The following is a 12530-nucleotide window of genomic DNA, read 5'->3' as shown; positions in this document are numbered from 1 at the left end:
GTTTTAAAACCGCAAGGTTGCAGTGTATGATAGGGAATTGTTTGTATTATAAAGAATTAATCAAGGATTGAAGCAGATGGCATTGGATAAAGCACAACAAGACGCACTTAAACTGGAAGTAGCTAAAGCAGCAATTACCTATGTAAAAGATGGCATTATCGGCGTGGGTACAGGTTCAACCGCCAACTTTTTCATTGATGAATTAGCCAAAGTTAAACACAAAATCGAAGGGGCTGTCGCCAGCTCGGAAGCGACGGCCAAACGTTTGCGCGACCATGGCATTGAAGTATTCGATTTAAACAGTGTCGACAGCCTGGATATTTATGTGGATGGCGCGGATGAAATTACCGAGCATTTGCATATGCTTAAAGGTGGTGGCGGTGCGCTGACCCGTGAAAAAATCGTGGCAGCTGTGGCTAAATCCTTTATCTGTATCTGCGATGAAAGCAAATTTGTACCCGTGCTGGGTAAATTCCCGTTGCCAGTTGAAGTGCTGCCTATGGCGCGTAGCCAGGTAGCGCGTGAATTGGTCAAACTCGGTGGTCAGCCAAAATTGCGTGACTTCACGACCGACAATGGCAACATCATTCTTGATGTGCACGGCCTGACGATCAGCGATCCAATCGAACTGGAAACCAGAATCAATCAAATTGTGGGTGTAGTTACTAACGGTCTGTTCGCGGCACGTCCTGCAAACGTTTTGCTGCTGGCGACGCCAAATGGTGTTAAAACCCTGACCAAATAATTGAAACAACCCCCGCCAATCACTATCATAAAGTTGTCATATTGTACTGATAACCTAGCGGGCACAATAATTAGGAAATTACGTCATGCAATTTGAACACACCTCAAAACAATATGATGTTGAACTGGAATCAGTACGCGCCAAGGTTCTGGAAATGGGGGGGTTGGTCGAACAGCAAATTGTGAATGCGCTGGAATCACTGACGACAGCGGATGTTAATCTGGCTAAAGATGTGATGGCACGTGATGCACGCGTCAATGCACTGGAAGTGCAAGTCGATGAAGACTGTAGCCATATCATTGCCCGCCGCCAGCCTGCGGCACGTGACTTACGCATGATTATGATGATGGTGAAAACCATTACTGACCTGGAACGCATTGGTGATGAAGCCACCAAGATTGCCCGTACCGCTCAGCGTATTTATGAGCAGGACCGCATGTACAAACCTCGTTTCAACGAGATTAAATCCATGGTTGGCCTGGTGCGTGAAATGCTGCGTACTTCACTGGATTCATTCGCGCGCCTGGATGTCAGCCAGACTGTTGAAGTCGCCAAGCAGGACGAGCAGGTGGATGAGCAGTTCCGTGCAGCGATGCGTCAGCTGATTACCTTTATGCTGGAAGATCCACGCACAATCTCGATGTCACTCGAAGTGCTGTTTGTGGCAAAAGCGATTGAGCGTATCGGGGACCATGCAAAAAATATCTCTGAATATGTGGTGTATATGGTTAAAGGTAAAGATATCCGCCATACCAGCCTGGAAGACATCAAGCGCGAAACCATGTCTTAATTATTAAAACAAAAAGCACTCCGAAGAGTGCTTTTTTTATGCCCGGCTAATTAAGCACTGGGTGGAACATAACCAGTGGCCACATCCGCACCATCCCCAAAGAAATACTTTTCAGTTTGCTCAGCGAGATATTTCCTGGCACTGGCATCGGCCAGGCTCAGGCGGTTCTCGTTGACCAGCATGGTTTGCTGTTTCAGCCAACCTGCCCATGCTTCTTTAGAAACATGCAGATAAATCTTTTTACCCAGCTCACCAGGATATGGCGGGAAATCCATGCCCTCCAGCTCTTTACCCAGTTTCACGCACTGCACCATTCTTGCCATGTTAACCCTCATTACACTGCTAAAAGCGTTATCATAGCGCATGTTAAAATGTGATGTAGATTTTTAGAGATAATCCATGCAAAACAAACCCTCCCCGTCACATGAAGAAAGCCCGTTTAAGGGCAAAACCGGCATCCGTCGCCTGGTGAATGCATTCGGTTACTCCATGGATGGATTCAAAGCCGCCTACCAGCACGAAGATGCCTTCCGGCAAGAGGTCTGGTTATCCCTGGTGCTGATTCCATTGGCGTTTTACCTGGAAGCTGAAGCTTTGCACCGCATTCTGATGGTAGGCAGCGTCATGCTGGTTCTGATCGTAGAATTACTGAATTCTGCGGTCGAAGCCGTGGTTGACCGTGTCTCGATTGAGCGCCACGCGCTGGCCAAACGTGCCAAGGATATTGGCAGTGCAGCTGTTTTACTGGCACTGATCAATCTCGGTATCGTCTGGGGACTGATCCTGTTTGGTTAATGGATTAACTAAATAAAAAGGGTTGGCAATTGCCAACCCTTTTTATTGCCTTTAACTTTTAGAAATCAGCCCTGGCCCCTATCAACACCGAACGTGAGCCTGCCGGAGAAATATCCTTGAGGAAAGAGGCATGCTCGCGGATTTCATCGTTAAGCAGGTTATTTGCTTTGGCAAATAATTCTATGTGATATTTTACTGGCAGCTTGTAAGCCAGTAACGCACTCAGGTTGGTATAACCATCCGTTTTCAGTTCATTTTCAGCGACATCATTTTGTTTGAAGGCATGCAATACATCCATGCGTGCATTCCAGTTACCTAACCGGTAATCCAGTCCGCCGCCTAGGCGTAATGGCGAAATGCGCGGAAGATACTCGTTGTTGCGTGTGTCTTTGGCGTGCACAAAATCGCCGCGCATCTTGAGCGTCCATTCGTCGTTAAGGGCAAACTTTCCTTCCAGCTCCAGCCCTTTAAACATGGCCGGCACGGCAGTGAAGGAAGCTTCCGGCACAAAGGTGCCGGGCTCGGTCTCAATTTCATTACCGGTATTGAAGAGGCCGATAAAGTTCTTGAAGCGGGTGGCATAGGCCCCAACTGTGACACTGTGACCGTTGGCTTTCCATTTCAATTGCGCATCAATACCGTTTGAAACTTCTTTATTCAGGTTGGCATTACCCACTTCAAACTGCCCAGTTGCCACGTGCTCGCCATTTGCATACAGCTCAAAATAGCTAGGTGCACGTTCGTTATGGGACAGGTTTGCTGTCGCACTCCATGCGTCATCAATGGCATATAAACCACCTAAGGCAAAACTGTTGGGATTAAAGCGATTGTTAAATGCCTGAGTGAAGACAGCATCAGCACTGGAAGCCACCGAGGTTTCACCGACGCGGCCACCAAAGGTAATTTTATGCCTATCAATCGGCAACTCTTCGTATACGTAGAGTGCCTGTGTTTGTGTCACCACGCTTGGGACAAATGCCTCTTCACCCAACGCCTGGAAACGGGTGTTCTGGAACTGATAACCGACGACGCCATTGACGTTTGCCCAAGGGATGTGGGTCGCTTCCAGGCTACCCTCCATACCACGGTTTTTAAAAGTAGTGCCTACTTCGCCACCCTCTAATTCAACGTGCTGGTAATCGGTATGTGCCATGCGCAACTTCAACTTCTGGATAGGGCCACGCAGCTCCCTGACCTCACCTGCCAGCTCCCATCTTTGCTGTTCCATATCAATGCGCACATCATCTTCATTCACCACACCGTAATTGTTGTTCAGGCTGGAATATGAAACCCCCAGGTAGCCGGTATCAAATGTCCAGGCCGCTCCTAAAGCACCGCCATTCGATAAAGCGCTGCTATTGTTCAACTTGCCTTTGCCTTTGCTATCGCGCGGCTCTCCATCTGCCAGGCTTTTGCGCTTTGATACGGCATAACCGGGAATATCCAGGTTACTGGTTTCACGAGAATAAACATCGGCATGGATGGCAAACGTACCGTTACCGACATCGACAACCGCAGCGCCATTACGCGCATTATCCGGCCCGCCAAAACGCGCTTCTCCGCGTCCGGTCATGCCGTTTAAGGATTCTTTGGGAATACGATGATCAATCGCGTTGACCACACCACCGACTGCGCTGCCGCCATACAGCAATGCTGCGGGTCCGCGCACCACATCGACTTGCTCAATAATGAGGGGATCGATCGCCACAGCGTGATCGAAACTGAGGGAGCCCGCATCCAGGATACCCACACCGTTTTGCATAATACGAACGCGCTCGCCATCGAGACCACGGATAATCGGGCGCGAGGCATTGGGGCCGAATTGCGTGGCGGTCACGCCGGGAATCCCGTTCAATGTTTCACCCAAGGTGCCTTCGCGGCGTAAGCTTAATTCGCGCCCGCCAAGTACAGACACAGGCACGACCATATCATCCGAGCCTACACCCAGTGGATTACCGGTAATAGGCACATTGTCCAGGTCCAGTGTATGACTGTGCTCTTCGGCATGCAATGTTGAAACTGGGAAGGCTAAGATGGTTGTTAATGCCAGCCACACAGGGTTTAGCTGTAAATGTGGAGCACGTGCGATGTGCTTTGCGATATTCATGATCATTCTTTCTCAACAATTAATCGTCCTGCAATGAGGGCCAACCGCACGGGCAGCGGTTGCCAAATCAGCAGGTAAGGATTCAGGTGCGCTCTGGGCGCAAGCAATAGAAATTAAAGCTGAGAAAAAGAGGGTGGTGCGCGTGCAGCATAGACCTTGGTAAAGGACTGCACGGCAGTTGACGAGGTTAAAATGTAATGAGGTTTATCACATGCAATGACCGGGAAAATAAAGGCCGTTGGTGGCATGCCACCGGCAATCACTGATAAGCCCAGGCATAAGGTACAAGGCTCACCGCCAGTATGTTGATGATCAGATTGTGATTGGTTGTTTAGATCGTTTAAATGGCTGATTTCATGTGCAGCCATGCCAATTTGCGTGAACGCAAACAGCACGGAAATGAGCACATAGGTATAAAACCGCTTTAACATGTTGAATATATTAACATATCTGATATGACTTGATATGCAATTTTGTTGCAAAATTATGTCTATTGGTCTATAAGTACTTGTAAAATTGCTTCAACCGCGCTGGCATTGTTTTCCGGAATATATCCGCCTTCCAGCACCCAGACTGTTCTGCCCTGCGCATATTGGTTGGCTAGTGTGACCAGCTTTTGTGCAATCGCTGCATAACCTGCGTCTGTGTAGCTTAATCCACCGAGCAGATCACTCTGATGTGCATCTAGTCCAGCCGAGACTAAAATTAGCTCAGGCCGAAAGCGTTGCATGGCTGGTTCCAGTTGTGCATTGAGCGCTTTTAAGATGATAGCTTCATCGCTGCCGGCAGGCACATCCACATTTATGGTCTAGCCTTCCCCTTTGCCATGTCCCTTTTCAGTTGGTCTGCCTGACCTGGGATAAAGCGGATGCTGGTGCGCGCTGAAATAAAAAACGCTGTCATCCTCATCAAAGATGTCTTGCGTACCGTTGCCGTGATGGACGTCGATATCCACGATCAACACTCGCTGCACACCATATTTCTTTTGCGCATAACGCGCCGCCACCGCCACGTGATTGTAAATACAAAAACCCATGCCGCGATTAGCGGTCGCGTGATGACCAGGCGGCCTGACCAGCGCAAAAGCGCTTTTACTATCGTGTTGCATGACTGCATCAATGCCGGCCATCGCTGCACCGCTAGCCAGCTTGGCCACTTCAAGTGATTTTTTCGAGATAACGGTGTCGCCAGTACTCAGCGTAAGATAAGGTCGAGCGGGAGTCAGTTGTTGCAGCTCTGCATCCAGCAAATCAAGATAACTGGCTTGATGAACGGAAAGTAAATGTTCACGTGTAGCCGCAGAAAATGTCGGCCAACGCAGTTTTCGGCTAATGGTTTTATGTTGTTTGAGATGCTGGGCAATAAAGCCAAGCCGGTCTGGCTTTTCCGGGTGACCGGCGCCAGTATCATGCAGCAGGAAACGGTCATCATAGAGTACAGTCACCGATGTGGACTGGGCTTCGATGGGCAAAACGGATAACAACAGCAGACTGATAAAATAATGGCGTAGGATATGCATTGCCGCTCTCCTCAAGCTTTATTTGAGACTAGAAGCTGGTAGCCGACTGCCCAGCGCTACAAATTTACGACGCGTTTGGGTGCGATTCTTCCGTTTGCCAGTTGTACACCGAGGCCTAAAAACAGTCCTGCTTCACTATAAACCCGCACATCGCCATCTGGAATAATTCCCGGTAACCATACCGGATTCCCCTGCTTAAAATAATACACAGCATCTGCATGCAGCGCTATTTTAGGTAAGGCGCTAATCGCAGTATCCACCGGCAATAATAGCGCATCGCGCGCTTCCATCGTCATAACTTCCAAACCCTCTAGCGTTACCGTATGCACGATCTGGTAAGTCGCTGTGGCCGTTCTGCGCAGGTCAATCAGGTGTGCACCCACATTTAGTGCCTTGCCAATATCTTCAGCAAGCGTGCGAATATAAGTGCCCTTACTGCAAGTGACTTCAATGTTCGCAATATTATCCTGGCAATCCAGTAATTGAATGGCGAAAATAGTCACCTGGCGTGGCTTGCGTTCCAGTTCAACGCCTTCCCTGGCGTAAGCATATAAAGGTTTGCCATCCACCTTGAGGGCAGAATACATGGGAGGGATTTGGGTAATCTCACCCGTCAAGGCAGGCAGTACTGCTTCAACCTCCCCTGGCTGCACATTGCACGCGACCTCCTGCACAATATCGCCCTCTTTGTCACCCGTAGTGGTAGAGACGCCAAATTTGACTGTGGCTATGTAGGTTTTATTTTCATCTGTCAGGTGCTGGGCAAATTTGGTCGCTTCACCCAGGCAAATAGGCAGCACGCCTGTCGCCAGCGGATCAAGCGTGCCGGTATGTCCGGCCTTTTGTGCCTGGTAAAGCCATTTAACTTTTTGCAGTGCCTGGTTGGATGAATAACCATGCGGCTTATCAAGCAGTAACACGCCGTGAACGGCGCGTTTGATGCGTTTGGTTTGCATAGAAAGTTATTCTTGCGAGGGAGTGTCGGGTGTAGCTTGTTCCGGGGTTTGCTCGGAGATCGCTTTGTCAATCAGCTTATCCATATGCATCCCGCGGTCTATCGATTCGTCATACACAAAATGCAGTTGTGGCATTGTGCGTAGCATCATGCGTTTACCCAGCTGTGAACGTAAAAAGCCGGCGGCTTTTTCCAGGCCTTCTTGCAGGCCTTTGCTGTTTTTTGCTGCGGTATAAAACACTTTGGCGTGCGCCATATCACCGGCAACCTCAACATCGGTCAGGGTGACCATTTGCACGCGCGGATCCTTTACTTCAAACATCAGCAAATCCGCCAGTTCACGGCGAATTTGCTCAGACACACGGTCATTGCGGGAGAATGCTTTAGCCATTGATTTTCCTGACTTTAAAAGACTAAATGAGGCTAGGCGTCAGCCAAAAAATGGAGCGCGGCATATTGGGCATATGTAAGCGAACATTTTTTGGATGGCAACAACGCATCATGACGGTTTTTAAAGTCAAAGTGTACGGGCCACTTCAACGACTTCATACACTTCCAGAATATCACCCACTTCAATCTCGTTGTAGTTCTTCAGTGACAGACCACATTCAAAGTTGTTTTTAACTTCTTTAACGTCATCTTTGAAACGTTTCAGTGAGTCAAGTTCGCCAGTATGAATAATGACATTGTTACGCAGCAAGCGGACTTTAGCATTACGTTTAACCATACCATCCTGCACATAACAACCAGCCACAGCACCCACTTTGGAGATACGATAGACTTCGCGGATTTCCACAGTACCAATCATTTGTTCTTTATGCTCTGGCGGCAACATACCGCCCAAGGCCGCTTTGACTTCGTCTACCGCTTCATAAATGATGTTGTAGTAACGTAAATCGACACCAAGTGTCTCTACCAGTTTTCGCGCACCAGCATCGGCACGGACATTGAAACCGATCAATACAGCTTTAGATGCGGCAGCCAGGTTAACATCTGACTCGCTAATAGCACCCACTGCAGTGTGAATGATATTAACGCGTACTTCTTTAGTGGACAGCTTTTGCAAGCTTGTAGTCAACGCTTCGAAAGAGCCCTGAACATCTGACTTGATAATCAGGTTAAGGGTTTGTACTGCGCCCTCAGCCATTTGTTCAAAGATATTTTCCAGTTTGGCTGCATGCTGTTTAGCCAGTTTCACGTCACGGAACTTGCCTTGACGGAACATGGCAATTTCACGTGCTTTACGTTCGTCGTTGAGGACTATGGTTTCTTCACCGGCACTTGGCACATCCGATAAACCCAATACTTCTACCGGGATAGAAGGACCTGCTTCTTTAATATCGTTGCCGTTTTCATCCAGCATGGCGCGAACGCGACCATAAGCAGTACCCGCCAGCAACATATCGCCGCGACGCAAGATACCAGACTGCACCAATACGGTAGTTACCGGTCCACGGCCTTTATCCAGACGGCCTTCAATCACTAGGCCTGTAGCCGGTGTATTCTGCGGAGCTGTCAGCTCAAGTACTTCTGCCTGCAACAGCACGGCTTCTAGTAACTCATCAATACCCTTGCCCGTTTTAGCAGATACTTCACGGAACATGGCTTCACCACCATATTCTTCCGGCACCACTTCATGAGTAATCAATTCATTTTTCACGCGTTCTGGTTGTGCTTCTGGTTTATCGATCTTGTTGATCGCTACCACGATAGGCACGTTACCTGCTTTTGCATGGTGAATCGCTTCAATTGTTTGCGGCATGACACCATCATCAGCAGAAACCACCAGAATGACAATGTCAGTAGCCTTGGCACCACGCGCACGCATAGCCGTAAAGGCTTCATGGCCTGGAGTATCCAGGAATGTCACCATGCCACGCGGTGTTTCTACATGGTAAGCACCAATATGCTGGGTAATGCCGCCAGCTTCGCCTGAAGCAACACGGCTACGGCGGATATAATCCAGCAATGATGTTTTACCATGGTCAACGTGACCCATGACGGTGACGACCGGTGGACGCGCTTGCATCACGGCTTCGGTCATGTCAGTTTCTTCGAGAAAACTCTCAGGATCGTTGGCAGCAGCGGCCTGGGCTTTGTGCCCCATTTCTTCCACCAAAATAATGGCAGTGTCTTGATCCAGCACCTGGTTAATAGTAACCATCATGCCCATTTTCATCAGTGCCTTGATCACCTCAGCTGCTTTGACTGACATTTTATGTGCCAGGTCAGCGACTGAAATAGTCTCAGGAATCATCACATCTTTGATCACTGGCTCAGTCGGTGCATTAAATGCATGCTGGTCATCTTTATTTGACTTGTGATGCTTGCCTTTAGGGGTGCGCCATCCTTGTGAAGCACCACCAGGCGCATCACCGCGGGTTTTAATGCCGCGTTTTTTGTTTTCGTTATCGTTCCAGTCACGGTTACCAGGCTTGCTCTTTTTATCTTTGCTTTCCGCTGGTTTGTCAGTAACTTTGTTCGCTGGCTTGTGCAGCGTACCTTCAGATAGTTTTGTTGGTGCTGGCTTGTTTTTGGCCGCTTCAGCATCCGCTTGACGTTTTGCCTCTTCTTCGGCACGACGTTGTGTCAATGCCTGTTTGCGTTGTACATCTTCTGCCTGAAGCGCCAACAGTTTGGCATGCCGTGCCGCTTCATTTTCACGCAAAGCAATCTCTTGCACAGATAGCACTGCGGCTTTGGATTTAGCTGGCGCTGCAATCGGCGCTTCTGCTTCAGGTGCAGGCTCTGCCACTTCCGCGACTGGCTCTACTTCGGGTTCCGGCTCAACTTCTACCGCAGGCACTTCGATTTCTGGTTCAGGGACAATTACTGGCGCCTCTTCGAGCACTTCTGGCTCGGCAATGCTAGGCTCTTCAATTGCTGCTTCAGCAGGAGCTTCATACCCGATCTCCTCAGGACGCTCTAATACGCGTTTTTTGCGCACTTCGACTTGAATGGTGCGTGCTTTACCTGAGCTATCAGTTTTCTTGATTTCGGTATTCTGCTTGCGCATCAGCGTGATCTTGTTTTTAGGGGCATTGGCTGCGCCATGCTCTTTACGCAAGTAATCCAGCAATGCAGTCTTGTCACCTTCTTCCAAAAAATCATCCACAGACGTTTTATTAACGCCTGCGCTTTTCAGTTGCTCGATGAGCAAGGTCGTTGGAAGACCCAGCTCTGCGGCAAATTGTGCGACGGTTGAAAGTGCCATGTACTGCTCCAGTTCGATTACTCTATATTCTAATTTAAGGTGTACGCATGATTCTTGCCTGGCGGGTTACAAGAAACCGCTAATTACTTAAACTCAGGTTACAAACCGGGCTTTTAAACCCGGGCTGTTTTAACGCCAGGTTATTTAAACCAAGGCGCGCGTGCGGTCATAATTAATGACTTGGCACGTTCATCATCTATTCCGGTCAATTCAACCAGTTCATCCACTGCAAGCTCAGCTAAATCTTCACTTGAGTGAATGTTGTTTGCAGATAATTTGTGCGCAGTGTCGGCATCCATGCCTTCAAGCGTCATCAAATCATGCGTGTCTTCTTCAACCTTCTCTTCTTTGGCGATCGCCTCGGTCAGCAAAGCAGCGCGCGCACGTGAACGTAATTCATTCACGGTATCTTCATCAAACGCGTCGATTTCTGCCATTTCTGCGATCGGCACATACGCAATTTCTTCCAGCGTACTAAAGCCTTCTTGCACCAGAATGTCTGCTACTTCTTCATCAACATCCAGTTTTTCAATAAACAACTGGCTGATTTTTGCGTATTCGTCCTGGTTCTTCTGTGCAGCGGCTTCTTCGGTCAGGATATTCAAGCTCCAGCCAGTTAATTCTGAAGCCAGGCGTACGTTTTGACCATTACGACCAATCGCCACTGCCAATTGCTCTTCGCTTACAACAACATCCATGCTGTGTGCATCTTCATCTACCACGATGGAGCTTACTTCAGCAGGCGCCAATGCGTTGATTACAAACTGTGCCGGGTCCATGCTCCACAGCACGATATCCACACGCTCGCCCCCGAGTTCTGAGGTGACTGCTTGCACACGTGATCCACGCATACCTACGCAAGTACCTACCGGGTCAAGACGCTGATCATTGGTTTTCACTGCAATTTTTGAACGCAAACCTGGGTCACGCGCTGCTGAACGAATCTCCAGCAAACCTTCTTCAATTTCCGGCACTTCAAGCTCAAACAAACGTTTAAGGAAATCAGGTGCGATACGCGACAAAATCAATTGCGGGCCACGGCCACCACGGTCTACGCGTGACAAATAGGCACGTACGCGATCACCAACGCGCAAGTTTTCTTTCTGGATCATCGCTTCACGCGGTAACAGGCACTCAATGCGACCTACTTCAATAATCGCATTCCCTTTTTCCATACGCTTGATCACGCCAGTGACCAGGCTTTCGCCACGGCCTAAAAAGTCCTGGATCATTTGCTCACGTTCAGCTTCACGGACTTTTTGTAAAATCACTTGTTTCGCAGCCTGTGCACCGATACGGCCAAAAGAAATAGACTCTAGCGGCTCTTCATAATAGTCACCGATCTGGCGACCTTCTGCTCGCGGATCTTCCTCGTCGAACTGGTAAGTTGAACTTTCGAGCAGGTCGTACTCGACATATTGCCAGCGTCTGAAAGTACTGTAGTCACCACTTTCGCGGTCAATCTCGACACGAATGTCTGCCCCTTCTTCATGGTTCTTTTTAGTTGCAGAAGCCAATGCCAGCTCTAATGCCGTAAAAATCACTTCTTTACTGACATTCTTTTCATGTGCCAGAGCATCAACTAACAACAATATTTCACGACTCATCGTAATCTCCAACGCACCGTACGGATTAATTAAAACAAATTAATCAAAAATCGGGCTCAACCGAGCCTTGTCTAAATTATCCAGCGAAAAGCTATACAGCCAGCCATCGCACTCAATCTTCACCTTGCCATCTTCAACACCTTGCAGTACACCTAAAAAGGTTTTCCTGGGCAAAGTCGTTGCCGTGGCTTTAGGGCCATCATCTTTAATACCTATGCGCAACTTAACAAGTGCGCGCTCGCCGATAAAGCGGACAAAATCACTTTCTTTACGCAACACACGATCCAGGCCAGCGGAAGAAACTTCCAGCCGGTCATAATCAATGTCCAGCTCAACGGTTAACACATTGCCTAGCTGATTGCTTACCAGCACACAGTCATCAATGTTAACGCTGTCTTTAGTATCTTTAGGGTTCAGCTTGTCGATAAACACACGCAGCAATTTACCGCGGCTGGCCACTTCAAAGTCAACCAACTCATACCCCAACTGGGTAACCGTCTTTTCAACAACCGAATGCAAATCTTGCATGGCGAGCCTTAATTCCCAAACATATCGACCAGAAACGAAAAATGGGCGTAAAGCCCATCAATCCACAACATTATACCAAAATTCCTTTGAAATTTAAAGCCATAACTTGATTGATGCAACTGCCTTCCCTGAAGCATTTTGACCTTCATAAGACAACGTTTTTTTGATTAGCCCTAATGGGTCAATGACATGCTTGTTTTGGATGCTTATGATGCAAGCAAACGAGGGAGAAGACTCACAACAACAGCCTGCCTAGCGGTTAAACGCCTG

11 protein-coding genes and 1 pseudogene are annotated in these 12530 nt (G+C 48.5%); 3 read left to right on the top strand and 9 right to left on the bottom strand.

Annotated features, from left to right (window positions below; genetic code table 11):
* Window positions 1-76: 76 nt before the first annotated feature.
* Together rpiA and phoU are read left to right on the top strand one after the other, a co-directional pair.
* Window positions 77-745 (top strand): ribose-5-phosphate isomerase RpiA, encoded by a 669-nt coding sequence (rpiA, locus tag ASG24_RS12640; protein WP_055872071.1) that lies wholly within the window; start codon window positions 77-79, stop codon window positions 743-745.
* An 85-nt stretch (window positions 746-830) separates the two neighbouring features.
* Complete coding sequence (gene phoU, locus ASG24_RS12635) at window positions 831-1535, top strand: phosphate signaling complex protein PhoU (RefSeq protein WP_055829012.1); 705 nt, start codon at window positions 831-833, stop codon at window positions 1533-1535.
* A 50-nt stretch (window positions 1536-1585) separates the two neighbouring features.
* Here the strand turns inward: phoU and ASG24_RS12630 are convergent, their stop codons facing one another.
* Window positions 1586-1858 (bottom strand): oxidative damage protection protein, encoded by a 273-nt coding sequence (locus ASG24_RS12630; RefSeq protein ID WP_055829014.1) that lies wholly within the window; start codon window positions 1856-1858, stop codon window positions 1586-1588.
* Between the two features lie 76 nt (window positions 1859-1934).
* Between ASG24_RS12630 and ASG24_RS12625 the strand changes: the two genes are divergently transcribed.
* Window positions 1935-2330: a diacylglycerol kinase gene (locus ASG24_RS12625; RefSeq protein WP_055829016.1), complete on the top strand. Its 396-nt coding sequence runs from the start codon at window positions 1935-1937 to the stop codon at window positions 2328-2330.
* A gap of 58 nt (window positions 2331-2388) precedes the next feature.
* On the opposite strand, the gene ASG24_RS12620 is transcribed toward ASG24_RS12625, so the two are convergent.
* The 8 genes and pseudogenes from ASG24_RS12620 to rimP form a co-directional block, all read right to left on the bottom strand.
* Window positions 2389-4437 carry a TonB-dependent receptor gene (locus ASG24_RS12620; protein ID WP_055872070.1) on the bottom strand — a complete coding sequence of 683 codons (2049 nt, stop codon included), beginning with the start codon at window positions 4435-4437 and terminating at the stop codon, window positions 2389-2391.
* Between the two features lie 113 nt (window positions 4438-4550).
* Window positions 4551-4868 (bottom strand): hypothetical protein, encoded by a 318-nt coding sequence (locus tag ASG24_RS12615; protein ID WP_055872069.1) that lies wholly within the window; start codon window positions 4866-4868, stop codon window positions 4551-4553.
* Window positions 4869-4927: 59 nt separating this feature from the next.
* Window positions 4928-5956, bottom strand: a pseudogene (locus tag ASG24_RS12610) (histone deacetylase).
* Between the two features lie 56 nt (window positions 5957-6012).
* Window positions 6013-6912, bottom strand: a complete 900-nt coding sequence (gene truB / locus ASG24_RS12605) for a tRNA pseudouridine(55) synthase TruB (RefSeq protein ID WP_055872068.1) — start codon at window positions 6910-6912, stop codon at window positions 6013-6015.
* 6 nt (window positions 6913-6918) lie between these two features.
* Window positions 6919-7302 carry a 30S ribosome-binding factor RbfA gene (rbfA, locus tag ASG24_RS12600; RefSeq protein WP_055829027.1) on the bottom strand — a complete coding sequence of 128 codons (384 nt, stop codon included), beginning with the start codon at window positions 7300-7302 and terminating at the stop codon, window positions 6919-6921.
* A gap of 126 nt (window positions 7303-7428) precedes the next feature.
* On the bottom strand, window positions 7429-10125 hold the full coding sequence (infB, locus tag ASG24_RS12595; protein WP_055872067.1) for a translation initiation factor IF-2: 2697 nt from the start codon (window positions 10123-10125) through the stop codon (window positions 7429-7431).
* A 140-nt stretch (window positions 10126-10265) separates the two neighbouring features.
* Entirely contained in the window at window positions 10266-11732 is a 1467-nt protein-coding gene (nusA, locus tag ASG24_RS12590; protein ID WP_055829033.1) for a transcription termination factor NusA, read from the bottom strand.
* Window positions 11733-11771: 39 nt separating this feature from the next.
* Entirely contained in the window at window positions 11772-12260 is a 489-nt protein-coding gene (gene rimP / locus ASG24_RS12585; protein ID WP_055829036.1) for a ribosome maturation factor RimP, read from the bottom strand.
* Window positions 12261-12530: the final 270 nt, after the last annotated feature.

The organism is Methylophilus sp. Leaf414, assembly GCF_001425425.1.
Lineage (GTDB): Bacteria > Pseudomonadota > Gammaproteobacteria > Burkholderiales > Methylophilaceae > Methylophilus.
This window is presented reverse-complemented; position numbering and strand designations above follow the sequence as displayed.